Genomic DNA, 26,079 nt, shown 5'->3' with positions numbered 1-26,079 from the left:
AAAGCGTACCTGCACGATCAAATTTAAGATTGGCCAAGTCGCGTAACTTTGAAGTTTACCATGCTATTTAATGTGTTCAGGCACTCAATGGATGATGATATGAAAACCAACAATGTAATTCAAAATAGAATGATGATTCGCTCGCGTTTGAAGGTCTTTTCTTTAACGCTGTTGGGGATCTTCACTATGTTGTTGGCTTCGCCTAGCTTCGCTTCAGATCCTAGTGGGAGTTCCACACCTAACGCTGCCATTTTACTTTATCACCATGTGTCGTCTTCAACACCGGCCAGCACCAGTGTTTCGCCTGAAGCCTTTAAATCGCACATGGAATACTTGGACAAACACCACAACGTAGTGTCGCTACAGGACGTTGTTGAAGCAATACAGCACAACACAAGCTTACCGGAAAATGCGGTTGCAATAACGTTTGACGATGGCTACGCAAACATTCTAGACAACGCTCACCCTATTCTGGCTGACCTAGGTTTTCCTTACACAGTGTTTATCAACCCCGATGAAATTGGCGTAGGCCCCAAGCAGCTGACATGGGAGCAAGTAATTGCCATGCACAACGATGGCGTGGTCTTTGCCAATCACACACTTGACCACCTGCACATGCTAAACGGTGAGCAAGTGATGGGCGAGCGTGACTGGCTGGAAAAAGTATGGCAAAACGTAGAAAGTGCTGAAAAGAAAATTGAGGATAAGCTGGATATTAACCTTAAATATTTAGCGTACCCGTTTGGCGAGTACAGTACCGCGCTTGCTAATAAGCTCAAAACTGAAGGTTACGTTGGCTTTGGACAGCACTCTGGAGCTGTAGGTCCATATAGCGATATGCAAGCCCTTCCACGGTTTCCAGCTGCAGGTCCGTATGCCAACTTAGTAACGTTGAAAACCAAGCTAAATAGCCTTGCTATGCCAGTAACGTACAGTTCACATGAAAACCCTCGTATGACAACGCGAAAGCTATCATCGCCGATAAGCTTAACCATAGACAGTGATGATGTTCGTCTTACCCAAGTAAATTGTTTTTTCGCCGGCGACCCTATAAAGACCCATGTTGAAGGTAATGTGCTTAGGTTCAGTCTTTCGGAAACACTTCCTGTGGGACGTTCACGGGTGAACTGTACAGCACCATCGAATACACAAACTGGTCGCTATTATTGGTACTCAACGCCCTTCTTTGTGGCCGATGAAAATGGAAACTACCCTGATTAGAGAATATCGGGCAGGTGTCATAGGGTCGTGCGCGATTATCGGTTGGCACCGCCCTTATATAAGGAAACGTTTACCTAAACAGGTCGAGCAAAGCGGATAAAGCCTTTATTGATAGACTCTTCCACAAAGTCATGGTGTTGATAAAAACGAATAGCCGACACGTTCGATACTTCAACATCCAGCACAAGCTTACGTTTCTTGAGTTTTTCTGCTCGAGCCTGCATAGCATCCATCAACATGGAACCTACCCCTGTTCGTCGGGCGCTTTCTTCAACCGAAAGGTGTCCAATCATTAGTTCAGTATTGGTAGGTGGTGTAAGATTTATCGCCACAGTCTGGTTGCGCATGAGAACGGTCATCGCCTCGTCAAGAGTAAAATACGAGGTTATGCTATCAAGTGTTGCTCTATCAAACGCCGCGCCTAGCTTGCTATGCCAGGCAGTTACCACACCTAACACTTCATCACCGCTGCACGCTACCCAATGATTGTTGAAGCCGTACTGACCGCCACCTAATTCCCATGCATGAGAAAGGTAGCCATCGGCCGTTTTATTTTTATTGTGTCCGAAAATAGACGTTAATAATGACTGCGCCGCATTTAATATGAGTGGCGTAGTTTGCGCGGCATCAGACGCTACACCTTGCCTAATTTTTATTTCCATACTACTGCTTCGAGATAATGATCGGCATATCTGCCAATATTTGCTGGGAATCACTTATCGATAGCTTTCCTGGCTCTCTTTTTGGTTTGAATCTTCCTATCACCCTTGCTTCAGGGTCGACAAGTACGACAGATGCACTGTGATCAACTAAATAGTTGGGGTTATCGGTACTTTCAGCAATAGCATACATCATCCCTAAATTACGTACGAACGGGAAAAGTGCCTTGTGCTCTCCAGTAACGGCAATGAACTCCTCATTAAAATAGCTCACATACTCTGAAAGTCTTTCAATTGAATCGCGATTCGGATCAACAGATACAAATACAATTCGAATAGGTTCGACACTATTTAATGCTTTTAGTTCAGGATATATACCGTTCAGTTCAGCCATGGTCGTCGGGCAGATATCTGGGCAGAATGTATAGCCCACGAATAATAAACTCCACTGCCCTTTAAGCGATGTATTGTCGAATACTTCACCCTTGTGTGACGTCAGCGTAAAAGGTGATATTGCACGTGGTTCAGGATAGGTTTGAAAGTATTCAGGCTGACTTTCACCACTTGGAGGCGCAATATATAGCGCGCCAACAATGCCCGCACATAACGCTAAAAATGCAACAAGGCCGACAATAGTTCGTTGATTCATAAACTCAATGGTATGTAGTGATCTAAGAGTAAGACTACAAACAATACCATGAGATGAATAATTGAAAACCTAAAAGTTTTCATTGCCGTTTGTGGCTCTGCATTAAACTTTAACTTCAATGCACAATATAAAAAGCCGACATTCAGTACGCTAGAGCCAATCAAATAGATGAGGTCGCTCATACCGATAAGGTAGGGCAGTAAACATACAAGCCCCAACAATACTGTGTACAGTAACACCGAGGTTTTCGTAAATGACACACCATGGGTTACTGGCAGCATAGGTACTTTCGCTTTGGCGTAATCTTTTTCTCTATGAATAGCGAGCGCCCAGAAATGAGGTGGCGTCCACGTAAAGATAATCAGCACTAACAGCAAGGCATGAGCGTTTATTTCACCGGTCACCGCCGTCCATCCTAAAAGGGGAGGTGCAGCCCCTGCTAAACCGCCAATTACGATATTTTGCGGTGTCGCTCGCTTTAAATACATGGTGTAGATAAACGCATAGCCTACCAGACTTGCTAGGGTTAACCACGCGGTTAGCATATTCACAAACAGGGCCAGCACAACAAATCCCACCGTACCTAAAACGCCGGCAAACCACAGCGCGTTGTTTACGCTAACCTTTCCTTTTGCGACGGGTCGGTTAAATGTGCGCGCCATCACGCTATCTATCTTATGGTCGACAACGTGATTAATAACAGCAGCAGACGCAGACAGCATCCCAATACCCAATAAGCCACAGATAAGTATGGTTGCGTTCACCCAGGTAGGCGTAGCTAAACACATACCTACTAATGCGGTTAACAGCAACAACATGACGACATTAGGCTTAGTCATTTCATAGTAATCACGCCACGTGACTACAGTGTGCTGGCGTGAAGTACGCGCATGTAAAGAGACCGATTTAGCCATGGAAACCTCCTGGAGCTTTAGGGAGAATATGAGAAGACGTTGACGCGTTAAAAGGGTCGTGCAAAGGCGCTTCGTGGATGCTAAACGCACCTGCCCCCTGCAGTGGTTTCGAACCTGAGAATGAGCCTGTATTTCGTTTTTCCGTACTAAAAGCGTTGTCGTTTTCTAATGCCAGAAATACAGTAAAAATGAGGTTGAGTAAGGAAAGCAGTAACACGGCGGCTACCGCGTTATGCATTACAGCGACAGCCAGTGGCAGCATAAAGATAATGTTGCTAAGCCCTAATGCTACTTGCGTGCACAATGCTGCCAACATAAACCCACCCACATATTTTTGTTTACTTGTGGTGTGGCGGCTTATCAACACACTTATACCTAGTGCGAGTAAGTATAAAAACGTGATGACCGCGCCGAACCTATGCACTATGTGCATGGTAACTCGCTCGCCGTAATCGTGAGCGCCAAATTCATAGTTGTCTGCGTCAGGCACACTGAATGCACCTGCCATATCAATTCTTTCCTGCCAACCGCTTTCACAAACCGGCATTTCGGTACAGGCTAACGCAGCATAATTGGCAGAAGTCCATCCACCAAGTGCAATCTGTGTAACAAGCACACCAAGTCCAATAAAGGCAAAAAGTTTCAGGTTTCGCTGAAAGGCTTTCGCCTGAGGTAAGTCTGTCATGGCCTGATCATGCATAGCTGACGCTATGGTCGCTTGTTTAGTTTCCCCTGCTTTAGCTTCAGTATTGCGCAACCGAAGGTACAGAATAAACAGGCAGGAGATCACCGTGAAGCCTCCAAGCAAATGCCCCATTACTACAACGGGCAGTAAATTGAGCGTCACGGTCCACATGCCAAGAGCCGCCTGGAAGATAATGAGCCCCAACAGGAACAAAGGTAATTTAACCGGCGCGCCCTTGTCGCGCTGCCGAATAGCAATAATGGCAATAGCCAGTACACACAGCCCCAGCGTCCCAGCAAAATAGCGGTGAATCATTTCATTCCACGCCTTGAATGCTTCTACCGGACGTTCAGGATAGGCAGCATTAGCCTGTGCTACCTTTTCTTCACTTAAGGGTACGGTTAAGTTTCCGTAACACCCCGGCCAATCCGGGCAGCCTAGCCCCGCGTCGGTCAAGCGCGTATACGCACCCAGAATAATAACGACCGCCGCAAGAAAAATACTGAAGAGGGTTAATTTTTTCATGGCCGTTATCCTATGCGCGATAGTTTAAGAAGCTTTCTCATGTCCGCCAGCATATTGCGGCTTTCCATCACGGCATCTTTTCTGTCATCTTTAATGTCGTAAAAGAGCATGGCGTTATTTTGCGTATCGACGATATAGACACTGCTAGAGGCAAGGGCGGTTGGCGTGGTAACCGTTAAGGTTTCGACAAAAGGGTAGTCTTCTAGGGCGGCAATCGCATTTTTATCACTTGAAGCTGTAGTCACAACCACTGCTTGGGCACGGTCCGACTCTTTACCTAGCGCAAGCCACACTTGGTTGATACTGAAAAGGGCGTTTTCGCACACTGCGTCACATTCACTTGGCATCACATACAATAAACGCCACTTAGGTTCTGCATCTTCTAAAAGCGAACTCATGTCAATGGTCGGAGCAAGCAGCTGACCTTTATTAGTCGCTCCTTTGGTGAACCAATTGTTATCAAGTGCAAGCTTTGCCAACACAACAGGCAAAACAAACACGGCTACCATAATAATTAATGTTTTTTTCGAAGCAGCATTATTCATAACTACGTCCTTTTTTACTAATTGCAAAGCCGCCAATGGCCGCGGCAGCAATGGCTAAACCAAACCATTGAACTGCGTAACCAAGGTGCTTTTCGGGAGACATTACAACGGCCTGATGTTCGCGAATAAACGCAGGGTCTGGCGTGGTAAGTTGAAGAGTAAAAGGTAGAAACTTGCGCTCTAGGGCACTATTGAGCGCAGGGAATTCGATGTGTTGTATAAGCGCGGGGCTTTGCGACAGCGCCATGTTAGTCTCTTTGACCAAGGGGTTGTGCCCCGGCACACTGATCACACCAGAAAACTCGCGCGTTTCGCCGACAAAACGTATATCCGGCAATGTGCGTGTTAAGTCTGGCGCCGGTACCCAGCCGAAATTAACTAAGAGCCAACCTGCATTCGTATATACAGGCGCAATCACGTCGAAACCCACTCGCTGATCGTAAATCTGGTTATCTAAAAGCAGTACGTGATTAGCATCTAACGAGCCACTGAACGACACATTAATATCCCGAGGATCATCATGAGCCAGCGCCGCTTCTAAACTCAAGGTTCCATTGTTTTGCTTTTGCGCTATGCTAGCTAAGCGTTGTTGCTTTTGGACCATGCGATCAAGTTGCCAGTACCCTAAACCGCACATAATCGCCACACTAAAGCCTGTGAGTAACCAAGGAATAACGTGGCGAGTGCGCGAAAACATAATTATTCCGCACCATGCAAAAGTAGAATAAAAACAGAGGTGAGTATGTTGATAAAAATAGTCCTTGTTGTTTTAGTGCTGTACATGATTGTTAATCTGTTTATGGCTATGCGAATAATGATGAAAAACGACACATCTAAGGGTCCTATGAGTAAATACATTGGCCGACGTGTGCTCACTTCTGCCGTCATTGTTGTTATTATTCTTATTGCTATTGGTACTGGCTTAATTACCCCAAACCCAAGGCCTTATTGAGTTTGGGGTTACCCTTAAAGCACGTAAACAAAGATGTAGAGCATGACCCACACCACATCTACAAAGTGCCAGTACCAGCTGCCCGCCTGAAACGCGAAGTGGTTTTCAGGCGTGAAATGCCCTTTCAATACTCTGAAAAACAGCACAATTAAGATAATGGTTCCAAGGGTCACATGCATGCCGTGAAACCCTGTCAGCATAAAGAAAGTGTTGCCGTAAATTCCCGACTGAAGCGTTAGCCCAAGGTCGCGATAGGCATGTATGTACTCTTCTACCTGTAAAAAGAGAAACCCACACCCGAGCAAAATAGTGATACCCAGCATGAGGGTTAATTGCTTGCGCTTGTTTTGCTCTAATCCCACATGGGCGAAATGCAGCGTAATTGACGAAATAAGCAAGATAACCGTGTTGATTGTAGGCAACCCCGCAGCACTCATTTCTTGAGTGGTAGTGCCACCCGGTGTAGATACCAGCGGCCACATAGCCTCAAAGGTAGGCCACAATACTTCATTGGTCATAGCGTTATTCGATGCGCCACCAAGCCACGGAACGGAAATAAATCTGGCGTAGTAGAGCGCACCAAAAAACGCAGCGAAAAACATCACTTCAGAGAAGATAAACCAGCTCATCCCTTGTCGATATGAACGCCCCAGCTGATCGCTGTATAGGCCGGCCATAGACTCGTCTATTTGGTTTTTGAACCAGCCCACAAGCATAACCAGCAGCACGGCTATCCCAGCTAAAAGGATATGACCGCCATAGCCGGTTTCGCCTTTGGTGGCTTGAACCACATAGTTTCCTGCGCCAACGGCAATAAGAAACAGCGCCACTGCGCCCACAATGGGCCATGGACTTTGTGCGGGTACGTAGTATTTTTGGTATTCGTGATTCTGTACTTCGGTTTGCATTTTCATCTCCTTACCCCTTCGGCCTAATCGCCAGTTGACGGTGTTGAAGCCATAAAGGGATTCGGTGTTGTCGTCAGGTCACTGGCTCGCGCTGTGACGTCATAGAGTGTGTACTGCAAGGTAAAAAACGTTATTTCTTTAGGTAGCTGAGGGTCTACGTAAAACTGCATGGGCATATAGGCCTCACTACCCGCTTCCAATGGCTGCTGGTTGAAACAGAAGCATTCCGTCTTGTTCAGATAGAGCGCTGCTGTTCCGGGAGATACAGAGGGAATGGCCTGAGCGACGATATTGCTTGATGCAGGGTTTCGCACATAAAAAGAGACCGTATTGAGTTCGCCTGGGTGTACTTTCACGCGCTTAGTTTCAGCCCGAAATTCCCACGGCATACCGGTATTTGTGCGAGTAATAAACTCAACCGTCACTTCGCGCGACTCATCAATCTCAACCGATTGATAGACCGCTGCCGTACCTTCGGTTTTTCCATTAATTCCCGTAACGTCGCAAAATACGTCGTACAAGGGAACAAGAGCAAAGCCGAAGCCAAACATGCCAATGACAATAGCAACAAGTTTGATAACCATCTTGTTGTTTGCACTTTGCTGTGACATCACGCGACCTCCGGGTAAATCCAAAGATAAAGGCTGGTAAACGCTTGTTTAGCCGCTTATCTCCCTCATCATCTGCAACGTGTGAATGTCATTCCCATCGGTTTCTGGCAGTTGACAGGAATGCCTATTCACAACTCCACTTACCGTTACTTAACGACAGGTGGAGTTTCAAACGTGTGATAAGGGGCGGGTGATGGAATTTCCCATTCCAATCCTTCTGCGCCGTCCCAAACTTGCGCTGATACCGGCTCACCTTGCTTTTTGCACGCCTTAATAAGCAAGGCAAGAAAGATGAGCTGAGATAAGCCAAATGCGAAACCACCCAAGCTTATCCATTTGTTAAAATCAGCGAACTGTAATGCGTAGTCAGGAATACGACGGGGCATACCAGCCAAACCAACAAAGTGCATAGGGAAGAACAGTACATTGACCGATACCAGTGAGCACCAGAAATGCCATTTAGCTAATGTCGTGTCGTACATTTTGCCTGTCCATTTAGGCAACCAGTAATACACGGCTGCCATGATGGAAAAGACCGCGCCTGTCACCAGAACATAGTGGAAATGAGCCACAACGAAATACGTGTCGTGATATTGGAAGTCTACAGGGGTGATCGCCAGCATTAATCCTGACAACCCGCCAATGGTAAACAGTACAATAAAGGCAATGGCGAACATCATTGGCATTTCAAAGCTTAGTGAACCACGCCACATGGTCGCCACCCAGTTAAACACTTTTACCCCAGTTGGCACCGAGATAAGCATGGTGGCAAACATGAAAAACATTTCCATGTACACCGGCATGCCCGTAGTAAACATATGGTGGGCCCACACGACAAAAGAGAGCAGGGCGATAGACGCCGTGGCGTACACCATAGATGCGTAACCAAACAGTTGCTTTCTAGAAAAGGTAGGAACAATTTGCGAAATAATGCCGAAAGCGGGCAAGATCATAATGTACACTTCAGGGTGCCCGAAGAACCAGAAGATATGCTGGAACATAACCGGGTCGCCGCCACCAGCAGCATCAAAAAAGCTGGTGCCAAAGAACTTATCAGTTAGCACCATTGTGACCGCGCCAGCAAGCACTGGCATTACCGCAATCAACAAGAACGCTGTGATAAGCCACGTCCATACAAACAGCGGCATTTTCATCCAAGTCATACCTGGCGCACGCATATTGAAGATAGTCACAATCACGTTAATCGCCCCCATAATGGATGAAATACCCATGATGTGAACAGAGAACACAAACAATGCTGTCGAATCGCCACTGTAAGTCGTTGAAAGGGGTGCGTAGAAAGTCCAACCAAAAGCAGGGCCACCACCTTCCATAAATAGGGAGCTAAGCAGAATTAAAAACGCACCAGGTAAAATCCAGAAGCTCCAGTTATTCATGCGCGGCAGCGCCATGTCAGGGGCGCCGATCATCATGGGAATGAGCCAGTTTGCAAGCCCTGTAAAGGCTGGCATTACAGCACCAAATACCATGATAAGCCCATGAACAGTGGTCATTTGGTTAAAAAAGTTAGGCTCAACAATTTGAAGGCCAGGTTGGAATAGTTCAGCGCGAATAACCATGGCCATTGCGCCGCCAACCAAAAACATTATGAAGGCAAACCACAGATACAGTGTGCCTATGTCTTTATGGTTAGTGGTAAACAGCCAGCGCGTTATTCCTTTAGGAATATGGTCGTGATGTTCATGGTCATCATGTAGGTGATCGCCATGTACGTGGCCACCATTTACTTGACCAACATGAGGCGCAGAGGTATCTGGCGAAATAACTTCAGTTGCTTTGCTCATTGTCTGCTCCTAGTTTCCGTTTGCCACTGCATTGACGTCTTTGGCCTGAACCATATCGCCCGTGTTATTACCCCAGGCATTGCGCTCGTAAGTGACAACCGCTGCAATTTCTTTAAGGCTAAGCATTTTGCTAAATGCCTGCATAGCCGTACCTGACTTACCGTGAAGGACAATATCAATGTGGCCTTGCTGATCTTCTAGTGCCATTTTGCTACCTTTTAGGGCAGGGAATACACCAGGTAGACCTTCACCATTAGGCATATGGCAGGCAGCGCATGTTGTGTTGTAGACACGCTCGCCAACTTTCATCAATTCATCCATAGACATATTCATAGAAAGCAGACGTTGTTCTTCTTCTTTCGCCTTACGAACAATCTCTTCTTGTTCGCCCATCCATTTATCAAATTCAGCAGGCTCTTTAGCAATTACCACAACTGGCATATAGCCATGGTCTTTTCCACAAAGTTCTGCGCACTGTCCGCGATAAATACCAGGCTCATTTACCTTGGCCCAAGACTCGTTAATAAAGCCCGGATTCGCGTCTTTTTTCACGGCAAAATCGGGGACCCACCATGAATGGATAACGTCGTCTGAGGTAATAAGGAAACGTACTTTTTTTCCAGTAGGGATAACTAATGGGCGGTCAACTTCCAACAGGTAGTTATCTGTTTTCTGAAACTTGTTCTCTATTTGTTCGCGCTGAGTAGCGAGCAAGGAATAAAACTCAACGTCGCTATCCATATACTTATAGTGCCACTTCCACTGAGAGCCCGTGACTAACACTGTCATGTCAGGCTCAGATGTGTCTTCCATCGCGATAAGGGTGTTCGCTGCTGGCACAGCCATAAAGATAAGGATAAGAAAAGGAATAACGGTCCAAGCAATTTCTACTTTCACGTTCTCGTGAAAATTGGCTGGCTTCGCGCCTCGGGACTTTCTATGCAAATACATTGAGGCGAACATAACCCCAAATACTACAAAGGCTATGCCAACGCATATAAAGAACATCAGCATATGAAGATCGTAAACCTGCCCACTGATGTCAGTAGCACCGCGTCTTAAATTAAGTGAAGAGGCTTCTTCACTGGCTTCTTGCGCGAAAAGCAAAGGAGACATTAGCAAAAATGGTATACTTGAACACCATTTTGCGAAGACGGTCGTTAGTTGTTTCACTCAGCACCTCCGTAATGGCTAGGCCAAAACGCTGATAAGTTTGCGCGATGCCCTACCAAATGGTTTGCGAACGATTGACCCATCACTTCAACTTGTAAAACAAATTTAGAGTCATTGTTATTATTTTGTAATCTCTGTATAAGAATTGCGCAATAATGCCGTGCCGTCTAGTCTTTTCTGTTAAAAATTTAACGAAGTGTTCAATTTTTAATCATTTGCTATGGCAGCCATACGTTACGTTTTGAATGGAGGTGGGGTGAGACACGTGTTGGGAATAGGTAAAATCAAACGCACATTTTGAACAACACGCTAGGAATTACATGCATTCATTTGAATGAAAAATCAACGACTAACACGCTAACAATAATTATTTTCAAACAAACCTTAAAATAATAAATGCGTATACAGTCGTTCATTCACTGGCAGAATAGCCTTGATATATCACCTGATGTTTATTCTGTGCTTCAAGGTTAGAAAACTTACTAAATAACCCTAACTTAATAAAACTGGCAGAAATATAGGAACAAAAGGCATAAAAAAAGCGGCTAGTGTGCCGCTTTTCGTTGAAGAAGCTAAAACCTTACATCCAGTCTGCGTTTCTTATAACACCTACAGCTATACCTTCAATAGCAAAAGGCTCGTTGGCAAGGTCAACCTTTATAGGTGCAAATTCTTCGTTTTCGGCATGAAGTAATACTTCGCGACCGCGTTTCTCTAAACGCTTCACCGTAACGTCTTCGTCCACGCGCGCCACAACGACTTGACCATTGTGCACATCTGTGGTCCGATGCACAGCAAGAAGATCACCATCTAAAATACCAATGTCTTTCATACTCATGCCGTTAACACGCAGCAGGAAGTCAGCTTGAGGTTGGAACAGAGCAGGGTCAACTTTATAGTGTGATTCTACGTGCTCCTGCGCCAGAATTGGCTCACCAGCCGCCACACGCCCGATTAAAGGTAAGCCTTCTTCTTCCGGTACATCGTTTTCCAGAGGAATATTGAGTTTAATACCCCGTGAGGTACCCGGCAAAATTTCAATCACGCCTTTACGTGCCAATGCTTTCAAATGTTCTTCTGCAGCATTGGCGGAGCGAAAACCAAGTTGACGAGCAATTTCTGCACGCGTAGGCGGCATACCCGTTTCTTGCATGGTTGTTTTGATAAGTTCTAAAACTTCAGTTTGTCGAGCTGTGAGTGGGCGCATAAAAGACCTGTCTGTTCATACAGTTCCTGTAAGTATATACACCTAAAACCAAATAACAAGCACTTGCCGCGTCTTTTATAAGGACTATGCTGGTTTGCCTCTAGTTGCTCTCACCCCTCTCCCCAAACCACTCGATTTCGGCCTTGCTCTTTTGCCTTGTATAGGGATTTGTCAGCTGTTGATAACAACGAACTAAAGTCTGCGCCGTAAGTACTGTCGACAAACGTTGCCCCTATACTAATAGTCAGATTAATTTTATCGGTTTTATAGTTAACAACACTCTCCTCAACGGCAATGCGAAGAGCCTCTAACTGCGTATTGATTTCTTTTTTATTTTTGCCCAGCATCACAACAGCAAACTCTTCACCACCAAGTCGCGCAACCACATTGGGTGAGCTGTTTTGTTTAGCTATTTTTCGAGCCACAGTAATAAGCGCTTGGTCACCTGCATCATGACCGTACGTATCGTTTACCTGTTTAAAATAGTCGATATCTATAATCGCCACACACGCACTATGATGCTGCTTTGAAAACACGATGCACTCATTAATAAAAGCTCTTCGGTTATATAAGCCGGTCAACGAGTCTGTCATGGCTAGTTTGCGTAGCTTTTCTTCTGCAACGGCACGTGCATCTTCTAATTCTACCGCGTAGAAAAGACCTGCCAACGCATCTAATAAGGGCTGCAAAAAAGTGGCGTCGTCTACTGTATATGGCTCGAACTTATTGGCAAGTCCAATCATACCTACAACTCTTTCTTTGACTTTAATAGGCAATCCTAGAAAGCGACTTATGCGGGGATGGCCCTGAGGTACACCTTTTGAATTTGGATGACTACCAGAGGTATTACTTATGGTAACTTCACCGGTTAGTATTGTGGTACCGAAGAGGTTATCAAAGCTGCTGAAATACAAATTTCGCTTCTTGTATTCGTTATATTGGGAGAAGCTACTGTTATCCCATACTATTTCGGAAATAGCATGGATAAACAGTCTCGAGGCATCGCCTTCATTTTTCATTTGTCCTACGAAAGCAAACTGGCTGTCCGAAATATCAATGAGCTCAGGCAATACCGTTTGGCAGGCCATAGTCAAATCGTTGTTCTGAAGATAAGAAGCGCGGGTCTTATTAATAAACTGCAAAAGCTGGGTTTTCTTTCTCTCATGGAGTTCGCTTTCCATTCTCTGCGTAATATCGCGATGAATGCCAGCAATACGGGTAGGTTTGCCCATAACATCAGATTCTACGGTTTTTCCGTAGCTTTCAACCCAAACCCAAGAACCATTCGTATGTTTCATGCGAAACGAGGTATTAAAAACCTTGCTCTTTCCAGCAATATGTTCGTGTAACTGCTTTTCTACTTTTACATAATCCGCAGGATGAATAAGCTGCCTGAAAAAACGAGAGCTGGTGTCATAGTACTCATATTCAAGGCCCACGATATCGCACCAACGTTTGTTGACTTGGTTTACATCGGCAGCCAAATTCCAATCCCACGTACCTAACTCAGAGGCCTCCAATAATAGCCGCATACGCTGGTTTGTTTTGTTGAGCTTGTCCTCCACATATTTCTGGTCGCTGGTGTCAAAAAGGAATGCTTGTACTGAATACAGCATACCGTCTTCACGAAAACTGGCTGTAGAAATCATACTTACCCAAATGGTTCGCGTAGGGGTGGCTATTTGGAGACGACAGGAATGTGTTTCCACTCCCTCCACGTGCGCCTGCATGGCGAATGTAAAGTCACTCTCAGCGTCCTGCGTTAAAACATCCCGAAGTTCCACAGCACCGCTGAGTAAATCTTGGGCCGATATGCCAAGAACATTTTCACTGTTTTTTGATATGTGAACCAGTTTGAGTGATGTCGTATTTCGCCACGTTGCCAGTACTATGGGTGACTTTTCTATTAACCCGTGCTCACGCTTAAGGGCTTCATGCTCTTTGGAAAGAGAAATATGCTGACTAACGAGCGCGCCAATTCTATCCAGGACTTCTAAATATTTAGCGTCAATTTCTCGAGGAACAGTATCAATTAAACATACTGCGCCAATAATCTGCTCATTGATTTCAATGGGTGTTCCTGCATAAAAGCAGATATGTGGTTCACCGGTTACTAGTGGATTATCTTTAAACCTGGGGTCTTCATGTGCATTGTTAACAACAACTTGTTTGCGCTCTTCTACAACATGGCTGCAGAATGCATGCTCTCTGCTTACTTTAGATAGCGATGTTCCATATCGCGCTTTAAATGTTTCTTCAAATTCACCAACAATACCAATTAGCGCAATCGGCACTTTGTAAGCTGCCGCTAACACCACCATAAGATCGTCGAGATCTAAGGGCACCTCATTGTTGAGCATAAAATCATCAATTGTTTTCAGGCGGTTCTGATCATCCACTACTACTTGCTCATATTCATTAACCTTTATAAAAGTAGTTACTGACTCGGCTTATAGCAATAAAATACCAATCCGCACTGGTATATATAGTGCTAATGTTGCATTGCCAATACCTTTGACTAGCCCTAAGCTAAACAACACTAGCCAAGTCCAAGAAAACCAGACGCTGTTGAACTTCCTGTCCAGCAAGGAGTCATTACAGCATGAAAAGCGATGATATTGGGTTGTCGCGAGATTGTGATGCGATTGTGTTACACTTCACCCGTTTTTATTTCATAGGATTACATAATTCATGTCGTGGATGCGAAAAGCCCTTCTGTCGGTATTTCATTATCCTGTTAAGTTACTGGTTAAAGCCCACAGTATTCCAGTTAACGTTGAAACCGAATTAGGAATAGATAAAAGCAAACCCATTGTTTATCTACTTCCCACTAACTCAGTCACAGATCAGCTTGCATTGAGAATGTCGACTAAAGCGCTGGGTTTACCAAGCCCAACAGATACGCTGACATTGGCAGGGCGAGAATACTCTTCGACGCTGTTTTTACGTAAAACCCAGCCCATTTTTCGCTCGTCAGCCAAAGACACCGGAATTGAAGAAGTCTTTACCGACCTTTTTCACTTGCATAGAGATCATGAAAACCTCGATCTACAAGTCGTTCCTGTTTACGTAACATGGGGCCGTGCGCCAGGACGGGGGAACCCGGGGCTAAGTGACTTAATTGCCGATAAAGCCGCGCCAAGCTGGTTGCGTAAGCTCTTTATCGTGCTATTTTTAGGCCGAGATAATTTCATTAATTATTCCAAAGCGGTATCAGCGCGTGCAATGTCTAATCAGCACGGCAGCGATCAAAGCATTGCCCACAAACTTGTCCGAGTAGCAAGTACTCACTTTCAGCGTAAACGTCAAAGCATGACTGGCCCTACGCTGCTAGAGCGCCAGGAACTGAATAACAGTGTGTTAGGTTCAGATGCAGTACGTCGTGCCATTGCTGAAGAGTCGCGTAGTAAAAAAGTGTCTCATGAAAAAGCGAAAGAAACTGCACAAAGCTATATTACCGAGATTGCTGCAGATTATCGTGAAGGACTTATCCGCTTTGGCGACAGATTGCTAACTAGAATCTGGAACAAAATTTATAACGGGATTAGTGTCGGTCACGCTGATCGCATTCGTGAACTCGCCGCCAATGGTCATGAGATCATTTATGTACCGTGTCACCGCAGTCACATGGACTACCTGCTATTAACCTACGTGATTTATCACGAAGGTATGGTAACACCGCATATTGCAGCAGGTATTAATCTAAATTTCTGGCCTGTGGGCAAAGTATTCCGCCGTGGCGGAGCATTCTTCCTACGTCGTAGTTTTGCGGGTAACAAGCTCTACACCGCGGTATTTAGAGAGTATTTAGAGCTGCTGTTTAACAAAGGCTATTCGGTAAAATACTATCCTGAAGGTGGTCGTAGCCGAACGGGTCGCTTAATACCGCCTAAAACCGGTATGCTTGCCATGACTATTCAAGCCATGCTTAAAGGCGTTAACCGCCCTGTAAGCATAGTGCCTGTCTATATTGGTTATGAAAATGTGATGGAAGTGAAGAGCTATTTGAACGAGCTTAAAGGCTCTAAGAAGAAGAAAGAATCTAACCTTCAGGTATTCTCAGCCATTCGCAAACTTAAGAATTACGGACACGGTTACGTAAACTTTGGTGAGCCCATTGCGCTTAACCAATTTCTTGAAAGCCATGTACCAAACTGGCGAGATTGCCGCGATGCCGAGCCTGAGAAAAAGCCAGCTTGGCTAACGCCTGCGGTTAATGAATTGGCTAACAACGTTATGACTCGCATTAACCGTGCGGCTGCACTAAACGGTATGGCGTTAGCGTCGTTATGTCTGTTGTCTTCTAAAAGGCAAACCATGAGCGAAGCCGAGCTAAAACAAGCTATGGGCGATTTCATGGATTTATTCAAAGCCGTGCCATTTAGTGACGATGCAACCATTCCTAATTTGTCAGCAGAAGCTTTGCTGCGCGACACATTGAAACTAGGTCGCTTCGAAATAAACGAAGATGATTACGGGCGCTTGATCAGTCCTCAGCCAAAGTCTGCGGTATACCTAACCTATTATCGCAACAACATCTTGCATTTGTTTGCTATACCCGGCCTTGTTATGGCCTCTATCTTCGCTAAAAAAGGCGCAACTAAAAACAGTATTTTCCAACTGATTGCAGCACTTTATCCTTTGCTACAAAAAGAGCTGTTTTTGCACTTAACCCAAGACGAAGCGCTAGCCCATACTGATGCATTAATTACTGCGATGCTCGACAATGGGTTATTACGTCAAAAAGACGGTGAGCTTTTACCACCAGATGCACATTGTAAACAGTTCCATTCCGCATGGCTGTTAAGCCGCTGTATGCAGGAAACGTTACAGCGTTATGCCGTGGTGTTAACCATTTTAGATAAAGAAAAAGTGATTAGCCGCAGCGCACTAGAACGAGAAAGCAAGCAAGTTGCCGAGCGCTTATCAACCCTTTACGGTTTAAGCTCGCCTGAGTTTTACGATAAGAATGTGCTATCTAGCTTTATTGGCGCACTAAAAGATAATCACTGGTTAGACTCTGAGAAAGACGGCAGCTTAAAATACTCAGAAGAGTGCGAAGCCTTGCGTGCTGACGTCATGGACTTGATATGGCCTGAAATGATTCAGCATTTGGAGAATGTTGCCCTAAATACTGCCAGCTAGGATTGTTATCTAATACCGTGGCTTTACATTATTCTTAGTAAAATCCCATGCTTTTGCATGGGTTTTTTATTGCGCGTCAATCTATTCGCTTAGCTTGTTTTGTTGCACTTACAACAATGTTCGATGAACGCTCTGCCATAAAAGGCCTAATAATGCCGCTTTGTATCGCTCCTCGGTAAACCTTCGCTTAACGTGAAGCAATACAAAGCGAAAACGGGTCAATAAAAGAGCCGCTGCAAGCGTTAGCGTGTAAAGCTTACTTAGCTCTTACGATAACGTCCTACGCTGGTTGCGACAGGAAAAAGCGATACGCTGGGTTATCCGTTACTTCTTCAACCTTATAGCCTAACTCGGCGACATGCTGGTTAAAGTCGTCTCGACTTTCTGGTGCGATATCAAAGCCTGCCAATACCAAACCTTCTGCTGCGCCATGGTTGCGATAGTGAAATAGGGTAATATTCCACTGTTCACCTAACGTATTTAAGAAGTTCAGTAGCGCACCCGGGCGCTCAGGAAACTCAAAGCTGAAAACTTGCTCGTTGAGAATAGTTGGCGGACGGCCACCAACCATGTGACGAACATGAAGCTTCGCTAACTCGTTATCGGTTAAGTTAACGCAGTCATACCCTTTGCTTTCAAGGTCGCTTTGCAGTGCCGCGAACTCTTGCTGCCCGCCTTTAAGTTTCACGCCCACGAAAATATGGGCTTCGCTCTCGCTAGCATAGCGATAGTTAAACTCGGTGATCGCTTTTGCCCCAACGCACTCGCAAAACTGTTTAAACGCACCTTTCGTTTCAGGAATTTTAACCGCAAATACCGCTTCTTTCTGTTCGCCTAGTTCACAACGTTCAGATACATAACGCAGAGTGTGAAAGTTGATGTTTGCGCCACACAGAATGCCGCCTAACTTTTTACCTTTAAGGTCGTGTTGCTTAGCGTACTTGCGAATTGCCGCCACCGACAATGCGCCCGCAGGCTCAGCAATAACACGTGTATCATCAAAGATATCTTTAATTGCTCCGCATATTTCATCATTGGTAACGGTAATAGTTTCATCTACCAAACGATTGCAGAGGCGAAAGGTTTCTTGCCCCATCACTTTAACGGCAACGCCGTCGGCAAAAATACCCACGCTTTCAAGCTCAGTAGGCTTGCCCTGCGCTTTAGCTTTAATGAAACAGGCCGACTCTTCTGACTCTACCGCAACAATTTTAATGCTTGGCTTCAACTGCTTTAGATACACCGCAATGCCCGCGGCTAAACCCCCGCCGCCAACGGCAATAAATAAAATATCAAGATTAGGATTTTGCTCTAGTAATTCTCGCGCAACCGTACCTTGCCCCGCGATGACATCGGGATCGTCAAAAGGCGGAACAAAGGTATAGCCATGGGTTTCGCACAATGTTATAGCGTGGTTACTGGCTTGGTCAAAACTGGTGCCATGCAATACCACATTCACGTTATCACCGCCGAAGCGGCGTACTGCATCTACCTTGATATCAGGTGTGGTTTCAGGCATGACAATAGTTGCTTGAATGCCCTTCATCTTTGCGCTGTACGCTAAGCCTTGCGCATGGTTACCTGCCGATGCGCCAATTACACCGGCTTGCAGCTGTTCATCGCTTAACGAACTAATGCGATTATAGGCTCCTCGCAGCTTGAAGCTTTTAACCGGCTGCTGATCTTCGCGTTTAAGAAAAATTTCATTGCCAAGTTCTGCCGAAAGCAACGACATATAAGACAACTCACTCGCCACCGCAACATCGTAAACCGGGGCAAGCAAGATCTTCTTTAAGTACTCGTGATCGCTTACGTGTGCCGCTGTCATTACAAATTTTCCAGCTTAGTCACATCACGTACTGCGCCTTTGTCGGCACTGGTTGCTAACGCCGCGAAGGTTTTAAGTGACGTGGAAACTTCACGTACGCGATCTTTCGGTTTCCAAGGCTTATCACTAGCTTCCATTTTCGCGCGACGCTCTGCTAGTTCTTCATCGCTAATAGCAATATTGATGCTTCGGTTAGGGATATCTATTTCAATTTTATCCCCATCTTCCACTAGGCCAATGCCACCGCCACTAGCAGCTTCTGGTGAGCAGTGTCCAATAGACAAGCCACTAGTACCGCCACTAAAACGCCCGTCTGTTACCAAGGCGCAGTGCTTACCTAACCCTTTAGATTTCAAGTAAGACGTTGGGTATAGCATTTCTTGCATACCAGGGCCGCCACGTGGGCCTTCGTAGCGAATAAAGACTACATCACCGGCTTTTACTTCATCGCCCAGGATACCTGCTACCGCATCATCTTGGCTTTCGTAAATACGGGCTGTACCGTTGAATTTTAAAATAGACTCATCCACACCAGCGGTTTTAACAATGCAGCCATCTTCTGCCAAGTTGCCATAAAGCACAGCAAGGCCGCCTTCTTGACTGAACGCATTCTCGATAGAGCGAATACAACCATTTTCGCGGTCGTCATCGGCTTCATCCCAGCGACAATCTTGGCTAAAGGCTTTAGTAGTTCGAATACCCGCAGGGCCCGCACGATAGAAAGTAATTGCGTCTTTATTCTCTGGGTTGGTGATATCCCACTCGCTGATAACGTCAGTAAGCGGTTTACCTAAAACGTGGTTAACATCGGTATTTAGTAAACCTGCTTTATTTAGCTCGTTCAAAATACCCAATACGCCACCGGCACGGTGAACGTCTTCCATGTGATATTTAGGCGTAGACGGCGCCACTTTACATAAGTGAGGCACTTTGCGAGACAAGCGGTCGATATCATCCATAGTGAAAGGCACTTCACCTTCCATTGCTGCCGCTAGCAAGTGCAGAATGGTATTGGTTGAACCACCCATGGCAATATCTAAGCTCATGGCATTTTCGAAAGCCTTAAAATTGGCAATATTACGTGGCAATACGCTTTCATCATCATCGCCGTAGTAGCGCTTACAAAGCTCAACAATTTGTTTACCCGCTTGTTTAAACAAACCTTCACGGTCGGCGTGCGTGGCTAGCATAGAGCCGTTACCCGGCAAGGATAAACCTAACGCTTCGGTTAAACAGTTCATGGAGTTCGCCGTGAACATTCCCGAGCAAGAACCACAGGTAGGACAGGCAGAGCGCTCAATTTCGTCAGTATCAGCATCGCTAACCTTGTCGTCTGCTGCCGCTACCATGGCATCAACCAAGTCTAATTTAATAAGCTGGTCTGAAAGCTTGGTTTTACCTGCTTCCATTGGGCCGCCAGAAACAAAAATAACCGGTACGTTTAAGCGCATAGACGCCATTAACATTCCCGGCGTGATCTTGTCGCAGTTAGAGATACATACGATGGCATCGGCGCAGTGTGCGTTCACCATATATTCCACCGCATCAGCGATGATTTCTCGAGAAGGTAGGCTATACAGCATGCCGCTGTGTCCCATGGCGATACCGTCATCCACCGCAATAGTGTTGAACTCTTTTGCAACACCACCCGCTTCCTCAACACTTCTCGCCACCAACTGACCGAGGTCTTTAAGGTGAACGTGCCCAGGTACGAACTGCGTAAATGAGTTCGCAATAGCAATAATAGGCTTTCCGAAATCAGAGTCTTTCATTCCAGTCGCACGCCATAACGCACGAGCTCCCGCCATATTTCTACCTTGCGTGGTAGTTGCAGAACGTAACTTGGGCATAAATCCTTCCCGTTAATTTTAGGTGCTAGTTTTAATTGCTAGACCTTGTGTGAAACTTAAAAACAGTGGGTAAACCAGTAATGCTTTGGCTCAACTTCCAATACGCGCTGTTTTACTCAAAAATGCATGTCATAGTGATGATGTAACACATCACCAAAGGTAGTTCAAAACAAGGGGCAACAAAGCCCAACCACTAACAAATCAGTAGCGCTTTGTTCTATATGATATATTTGACATACAATACCTATGTCCATTGGTATTGTAATAATGAAATGTTGTTCGTTAGAGGTTATGGCTTTACCTCATTAACTAATATCTAGAACCGTGCAATTAACTGCCGCGTAGATATTGCGCAAAGAAATAGCATGAAACATAAGGCCTGATCAAGTATTTTGCGGCAGAAATGGCGACTTAATAGAGCAGTAAAAGGGTAAGAGAACATGTTTGATTGGTTTCATTGGTTAAACTTAGCGGGGGTTGCGGTATGTGCAATATCCGGCACCTTAATGGCCTATCAAAAGCGTATGGATGGATTTGGCGTAGTGGTGCTCGCCAGTGCTACCGCTATTGGCGGTGGTACGCTACGTGATGTCATGTTAGACGTTCCTGTATTCTGGATTGCCGATACCGATTACTTATACACCACACTGATAGCCGCCTTTATCCCCATCATTTGGCTGAGAATAAGTCCTCGCTTTCCTTTTCACTATTTATTGATCGCCGATGCTTTTGGGCTGGCACTATTTAACGTAGTAGGTATAGAGAAAGCCTTAGCCAACGACACTGGCATGGCAGTGGCGGTTGCTATGGGCACCATTACTGGCGTGTTTGGCGGCTTGTTACGAGACGTTATTTGTCGAGAAGTACCTCTGGTACTAAACGGCGAGCTTTACGCAATGACTTGTATTGCTGGTGGCCTGGTTTATGGAATAGGCATGCAATTGGAACTCGCCACACAGTGGTGCGGTATTGCAGCCCTTGTCACAACCGTATTATTTAGACTCGGCGCCATGCGATGGCATTGGCAGCTACCCGTTTTCTACAACGACCATCACTAGCGCTACTCTATATTTGCTGACAAGGCCCACCACTGGCTAGGCTTTGACAGAACGCTCGGTAAATCCCATCGTTAGTACAGTTACATCTTCTCTCTACTCTATCTAAAGTTTACGCCTAATGCGTTAACTAATTCTATTGGGCACGCCGAGGCTTTTGCATTTTTAAAGCTCAAACAATAAGTATGAAAGGAGAGGGGTTGTTTAGATTATGGGAATGGCTGTCGTTAAAACCTTTGCAGGGCAGGGCGTGTCAGCGCCAGAGGTAAGTGTAGAAATTCACTTAGCTAATGGTTTACCTGCTTTTCAACTGGTCGGCATGGCAGAAACCAGCGTTAAAGAAGCGCGAGAGCGGGTACGCAGCGCCCTCATTAACAGTGGTTTTGAGTTTCCCGCAAAACGAATAACCGTTAACTTAGCGCCGGCAGATATTCCCAAGTTTGGCGGGCGGTTCGACCTTCCCATTGCCGTGGGCATTTTAGCTGCGTCAGGCTACATATCAGACATTAGCCTACTTAATATTGCCTTTGTGGGCGAGCTTGCATTAAACGGCGAAATAAAGCCAGTAAACGGGCTGATTCCTGTGGTAATGGCAGCTGCAAACGAAGATATTGCGCTCGTATACCCGGGGGATAATGACGTAGAGGCGGCCCTAGTTTCTCATGCAACGCGCTATCCCGCTTTCGATTTACTGTCTGTTTATGAACACCTTACCGGCAACAAAAAACTTGCTAAAGGCCAACCTTTCACTTCTCATTCATCACGCAACTCTTCAACTGGTTGGGACGATATTATCGGCCAAGAGCAAGCCAAACGCGCGCTAATTATTGCCGCCAGCGGTTCGCATAATTTGCTTATGGTAGGGCCTCCAGGCACGGGTAAAAGCTTACTTGCCAGCCGAATGCTGTCGCTATTACCCGATATGAGCGAGGAAGAAGCGCTGGAAGTTGCTGCTATCCATTCGGTGAAAGGCGAAAAGCTGCATGCAGAACGATTTCTAACCCGCCACCTGCGCTCACCCCATCACACAAGTTCTGCCGTCGCGCTTACTGGCGGTGGTTCTAACCCTGTGCCAGGTGAAATATCGCTGGCCCACAATGGCATCTTGTTTTTAGACGAACTGCCTGAATTTGGGCGAAAGGCACTAGATGTATTGCGCGAACCACTTGAAACCGGAGACGTGCATTTGTCTCGCGCCTCGGGAAGTGCGACATACCCCGCTAACTTTCAGTTAGTTGCGGCGATGAACCCAAGTCCGACAGGAGATATTGATGATAACCGGTTGACACCCCAGCAACAGCTTAGCTACTTAAACCGCTTGTCAGGCCCGCTACTTGATAGAATAGATATACAGGTCGAAGTGCCACGGCTACCAGACTACGACCTGCCAGAGCGAGCCAATAAACCTGACGACTCGTTACATGCAACGCGAGAAAGAGTTATTGCGGCACGCCACAAACAAGGGCTTAGGCAAGGCAAACCAAATGGTGCTCTACATGCGGGCGAGCTTGCCGATATATGCTTACTTGATGACGCTGATTTGCAGTTTCTACAAGCCGCTGCGAAACAGCTTAATTTGTCTATGCGGGTGTTTCATCGCACGCTAAAAGTAGCGCGAACCATTGCAGACCTTGAAGAGGAAAACGCCGTGTCGAGAGCGCATATTGCAGAAGCGTTAGGCTATCGCGCCCTCGATAATCTTATTAAGCAGTTGAGCACCAGCTGATTACAACTTAAATACAGCTTGTACCTTAAATTTACCCACGAGCTTGTACATTAAGCTGCATAAAGGCGTTAATAAGCGGCTCGTTTTGTTTGTCTTGCAGGCAGCACAAACCAAGGGAATAAGGCTCGATATCTTCAACAGGTATTTGGGTTACTGCATTGGCCATACTAGAGTGATCTAGTACCACTTTTGGCACAAAACCCACGCCACATTCAAGTGCCACCATGCTTACAATAGCTTCATTTCCGCCCACGTAGGCATAAACGTTAGGGCGAATGCCATGCTCAGCAAACCAGTGATAGGCAGTACGTCGGGTTGGGCCAGTTTCAGGCATGATCACCTGGTGTTTGGTCCAATCAAGCTGACTTAGCTGAGTAAGCCGCCACTCCCTTGGCGCAATAAGTACCAAAGGTACGTTATCAAGGGCGGTGAAATGCAAATCTGTCGGCATATCTGGGGTGTAGATAGCAATAGATAAGTCGCACTGCTTACCTTTTACTTTTTCTATCGCAAGGGCAGGGTCGCCGGTAATAAGGCGTATATCTACGCCAGGATGCTGCTGCCTGAATTGCCTGAGCATAGCGGGCAAATGACTTTGACTGGCGGTAACCGAACAAAATACGCTGAGCTCGCCCTGCAATGCGTCGTTATCTTCTTTTAAATCTACTTTTAATTGCTGCCAGTCTTTCAGCGCTTGCTTAGAAAACGACAGCAACTTGTGCCCGCTGTGGGTTAACGCCACTTTGCGATTATCACGTTTAAACAGTGTACAGCCTAATTCGTCCTCAAGGCGTTGAATCACGCGGCTTAACGTAGATGGCGATACGTACATAGCCTCAGCTGTTATACCGAAGTGTAGGCTGGTCGCAAGGTGGTTGAAGAGTTGAAGGCTACGAAAATCCATATGCATTTCACTTTTTGCAATATTATCTTGCAAATATATCATTTTCCAAAACAAAAGAAATCTTTTAGTCTCACTACCAAGTCGTCATAGACGAGGTCTGTCAACACCAAGGTCGGTGTTTGATATTGACAAAAATGAATGTTGTTCGGAAATTTTTATGGCTAATTATTTCAACACCCTGTCACTTCGCCAGCAGTTAGATCAGCTTGGCCGCTGCCGCTTCATGGCACGCGATGAATTCGCTGACGGTTGTCAGTTCTTAAAAGGCAAGAAAATTGTCATTGTAGGCTGCGGCGCGCAGGGCCTTAACCAAGGCCTGAATATGCGTGACTCAGGGTTAGATGTTTCTTATGCGCTGCGTCAAGCAGCCATTGATGAGCAACGCGACTCTTACAAACGCGCTACCAGCAACGGATTTACTGTTGGTACATACCAACAACTTATTCCAGAAGCTGATGTGGTTTACAACCTAACACCTGATAAGCAGCACGCTAGCGTTGTAGAAGCTGTTATGCCGCTTATGAAAGAAGGTGCGACATTAGGTTACTCTCACGGTTTCAACATTGTTGAAGAAGGCCAGCAGATTCGTAGTGATATCACAGTCATTATGTGTGCGCCGAAAAGCCCAGGCTCTGAAGTACGTGAAGAGTACAAGCGTGGTTTTGGTGTACCAACACTTATTGCCGTGCACCCAGAAAACGACCCTGAAGGTAAGGGCTGGGATCAGGCCAAAGCACTTGCTAGTGCAACGGGCGGTGACCGCGCAGGTGTACTTGAGTCATCATTTGTGGCTGAAGTTAAATCTGACCTTATGGGTGAGCAAACCATTTTATGTGGTATGCAGCAAGTTGCAGCAGTACTTGCGTTCGAGAAAATGGTTGATGACGGTATTGACCCAGGATACGCAGGTGCGCTTATTCAGTACGGCCTAGAAGCCATTACTGAAGCACTTAAGATTGGCGGTGTAACTAACATGATGGACCGTCTATCAAACCCTGCAAAAGTGAAAGCGTTTGAGCTTTCTGAGCAGCTAACTGATTTACTTCGTCCGCTATTTGAAAAGCACCAAGACGACATCATCAGCGGTGAGTTCTCTCGCACCATGATGGAAGATTGGGCCAATGGTGATGCGAACCTACTTAAGTGGCGTGAAGAAACCGGTGAAACCGCGTTTGAAAACGCACCGGCTTATGAAGGTGAAATCAGTGAACAAGAATTCTTTGACCACGGCATCTTACTGGTTGCCATGATCAAGTGTGGTGTTGAAGTTGCGTTCGACGTAATGGTTGAAGCCGGTATTCTACCTGAGTCTGCGTACTATGAATCACTGCATGAAACACCGCTTATTTCTAACACCATCGCACGTAAGCGTTTGTATGAAATGAACGTTGTTATTTCAGACACAGCAGAATACGGAAACTATTTGTTTGCTAACGCAGCAATTCCAATTTTGCGTGAGAAATTTATGCCTACCATTGATACCAGCGTTATCGGTAAGGGTTTAGCCGCTACTTCTAATCAGGTAGAGAACAAACGCCTTGTTGAAATTAACGAAGCCATCCGCTCACACGGTGTGGAATCAGTAGGTAAGACCTTACGTGGCTACATGACTGATATGAAGGCCATTATAGGTTAGGACAGTTTCTGTCGTTAGGTGCTTAACTAAGCCCTCTTGCCCGACCATTTTGGTCGGGCTTTTTTATGCCTGTAATTCAGT

At 45.8% G+C, this 26,079-nt stretch carries 21 protein-coding genes; 6 read left to right on the top strand and 15 right to left on the bottom strand.

Annotation, left to right across the window (positions count from 1 at the left end):
* Nucleotides 1-60: 60 nt before the first annotated feature.
* Nucleotides 61-1,221 (top strand): polysaccharide deacetylase family protein, encoded by a 1,161-nt coding sequence (locus E5672_RS12335; RefSeq protein WP_136782466.1) that lies wholly within the window; start codon nucleotides 61-63, stop codon nucleotides 1,219-1,221.
* A gap of 74 nt (nucleotides 1,222-1,295) precedes the next feature.
* Here E5672_RS12335 and E5672_RS12330 read toward each other — a convergent pair whose 3' ends face one another.
* Genes E5672_RS12330 through E5672_RS12305 form a run of 6 tightly spaced genes read right to left on the bottom strand, consistent with a single transcriptional unit; the run spans nucleotide 1,296 to nucleotide 5,895 of the window.
* Nucleotides 1,296-1,883 carry a GNAT family N-acetyltransferase gene (locus tag E5672_RS12330; protein ID WP_136782465.1) on the bottom strand — a complete coding sequence of 196 codons (588 nt, stop codon included), beginning with the start codon at nucleotides 1,881-1,883 and terminating at the stop codon, nucleotides 1,296-1,298.
* Between the two features lies 1 nt (nucleotide 1,884).
* A complete protein-coding gene (locus E5672_RS12325) occupies nucleotides 1,885-2,529 on the bottom strand; it encodes an SCO family protein (RefSeq protein ID WP_136782464.1) in 645 nt (214 codons plus the stop codon).
* Nucleotides 2,526-3,443, bottom strand: a complete 918-nt coding sequence (cyoE, locus tag E5672_RS12320) for a heme o synthase (protein WP_136782463.1) — start codon at nucleotides 3,441-3,443, stop codon at nucleotides 2,526-2,528. Before cyoE ends, E5672_RS12325 begins: the two co-directional genes overlap by 4 nt.
* Entirely contained in the window at nucleotides 3,436-4,653 is a 1,218-nt protein-coding gene (locus tag E5672_RS12315) for a COX15/CtaA family protein (protein ID WP_136782462.1), read from the bottom strand. Before E5672_RS12315 ends, cyoE begins: the two co-directional genes overlap by 8 nt.
* A 5-nt stretch (nucleotides 4,654-4,658) precedes the next feature.
* A complete protein-coding gene (locus E5672_RS12310) occupies nucleotides 4,659-5,198 on the bottom strand; it encodes a hypothetical protein (protein ID WP_136782461.1) in 540 nt (179 codons plus the stop codon).
* Entirely contained in the window at nucleotides 5,191-5,895 is a 705-nt protein-coding gene (locus E5672_RS12305; RefSeq protein WP_136782460.1) for an SURF1 family protein, read from the bottom strand. The genes E5672_RS12310 and E5672_RS12305 overlap by 8 nt, the downstream gene beginning before the upstream one ends.
* Nucleotides 5,896-5,940: 45 nt before the next feature.
* On the opposite strand from E5672_RS12305, the gene E5672_RS12300 reads away from it, so the two are divergent.
* Nucleotides 5,941-6,150 carry a DUF2909 domain-containing protein gene (locus tag E5672_RS12300; RefSeq protein WP_136782459.1) on the top strand — a complete coding sequence of 70 codons (210 nt, stop codon included), beginning with the start codon at nucleotides 5,941-5,943 and terminating at the stop codon, nucleotides 6,148-6,150.
* 14 nt (nucleotides 6,151-6,164) lie between these two features.
* Here the strand turns inward: E5672_RS12300 and E5672_RS12295 are convergent, their stop codons facing one another.
* The 6 genes from E5672_RS12295 to E5672_RS12270 form a co-directional block, all read right to left on the bottom strand.
* Nucleotides 6,165-7,058, bottom strand: a complete 894-nt coding sequence (locus tag E5672_RS12295; RefSeq protein WP_136782458.1) for a cytochrome c oxidase subunit 3 — start codon at nucleotides 7,056-7,058, stop codon at nucleotides 6,165-6,167.
* 23 nt (nucleotides 7,059-7,081) lie between these two features.
* Nucleotides 7,082-7,669: a cytochrome c oxidase assembly protein gene (locus E5672_RS12290; protein ID WP_136782457.1), complete on the bottom strand. Its 588-nt coding sequence runs from the start codon at nucleotides 7,667-7,669 to the stop codon at nucleotides 7,082-7,084.
* Nucleotides 7,670-7,815: 146 nt separating this feature from the next.
* Entirely contained in the window at nucleotides 7,816-9,474 is a 1,659-nt protein-coding gene (gene ctaD, locus E5672_RS12285) for a cytochrome c oxidase subunit I (RefSeq protein WP_136782456.1), read from the bottom strand.
* A gap of 9 nt (nucleotides 9,475-9,483) precedes the next feature.
* Nucleotides 9,484-10,647, bottom strand: coding sequence for a cytochrome c oxidase subunit II (gene coxB, locus E5672_RS12280; RefSeq protein WP_136782455.1), 1,164 nt, complete (start codon nucleotides 10,645-10,647; stop codon nucleotides 9,484-9,486).
* A 580-nt stretch (nucleotides 10,648-11,227) separates the two neighbouring features.
* A complete protein-coding gene (lexA, locus tag E5672_RS12275; RefSeq protein ID WP_136782454.1) occupies nucleotides 11,228-11,854 on the bottom strand; it encodes a transcriptional repressor LexA in 627 nt (208 codons plus the stop codon).
* Between the two features lie 110 nt (nucleotides 11,855-11,964).
* A complete protein-coding gene (locus E5672_RS12270) occupies nucleotides 11,965-14,253 on the bottom strand; it encodes a sensor domain-containing diguanylate cyclase (RefSeq protein WP_136782453.1) in 2,289 nt (762 codons plus the stop codon).
* A 292-nt stretch (nucleotides 14,254-14,545) separates the two neighbouring features.
* Here E5672_RS12270 and plsB point away from each other — a divergent pair, with 292 nt between their 5' ends.
* Nucleotides 14,546-16,999, top strand: coding sequence for a glycerol-3-phosphate 1-O-acyltransferase PlsB (gene plsB, locus E5672_RS12265; RefSeq protein WP_136782452.1), 2,454 nt, complete (start codon nucleotides 14,546-14,548; stop codon nucleotides 16,997-16,999).
* Between the two features lie 280 nt (nucleotides 17,000-17,279).
* Here the strand turns inward: plsB and ilvA are convergent, their stop codons facing one another.
* Together ilvA and ilvD are read right to left on the bottom strand one after the other, a co-directional pair.
* A complete protein-coding gene (ilvA, locus tag E5672_RS12260; protein ID WP_136782451.1) occupies nucleotides 17,280-18,827 on the bottom strand; it encodes a threonine ammonia-lyase, biosynthetic in 1,548 nt (515 codons plus the stop codon).
* Nucleotides 18,827-20,677, bottom strand: coding sequence for a dihydroxy-acid dehydratase (ilvD, locus tag E5672_RS12255; RefSeq protein ID WP_136782450.1), 1,851 nt, complete (start codon nucleotides 20,675-20,677; stop codon nucleotides 18,827-18,829). Before ilvD ends, ilvA begins: the two co-directional genes overlap by 1 nt.
* A 440-nt stretch (nucleotides 20,678-21,117) precedes the next feature.
* Between ilvD and E5672_RS12250 the strand changes: the two genes are divergently transcribed.
* Together E5672_RS12250 and E5672_RS12245 are read left to right on the top strand one after the other, a co-directional pair.
* Complete coding sequence (locus E5672_RS12250; RefSeq protein WP_136782449.1) at nucleotides 21,118-21,735, top strand: trimeric intracellular cation channel family protein; 618 nt, start codon at nucleotides 21,118-21,120, stop codon at nucleotides 21,733-21,735.
* Nucleotides 21,736-21,943: 208 nt separating this feature from the next.
* The gene (locus E5672_RS12245) at nucleotides 21,944-23,458 is read left to right on the top strand and encodes a YifB family Mg chelatase-like AAA ATPase (RefSeq protein WP_136782448.1); all 1,515 of its coding nucleotides are present in this window, start codon (nucleotides 21,944-21,946) and stop codon (nucleotides 23,456-23,458) included.
* A 31-nt stretch (nucleotides 23,459-23,489) separates the two neighbouring features.
* On the opposite strand, the gene ilvY is transcribed toward E5672_RS12245, so the two are convergent.
* Nucleotides 23,490-24,362, bottom strand: a complete 873-nt coding sequence (gene ilvY, locus E5672_RS12240) for an HTH-type transcriptional activator IlvY (RefSeq protein ID WP_136782447.1) — start codon at nucleotides 24,360-24,362, stop codon at nucleotides 23,490-23,492.
* A gap of 157 nt (nucleotides 24,363-24,519) precedes the next feature.
* Here ilvY and ilvC point away from each other — a divergent pair, with 157 nt between their 5' ends.
* Entirely contained in the window at nucleotides 24,520-25,998 is a 1,479-nt protein-coding gene (gene ilvC / locus E5672_RS12235; RefSeq protein WP_071817687.1) for a ketol-acid reductoisomerase, read from the top strand.
* Nucleotides 25,999-26,079: the final 81 nt, after the last annotated feature.

Origin of the sequence: Alteromonas portus (assembly GCF_005117025.1) — a bacterium.
Taxonomy (GTDB): domain Bacteria; phylum Pseudomonadota; class Gammaproteobacteria; order Enterobacterales; family Alteromonadaceae; genus Alteromonas; species Alteromonas portus.
The sequence above is the reverse complement of the archived record's forward strand: the minus strand, read 5'-3'. Positions and strand labels throughout refer to the sequence as shown.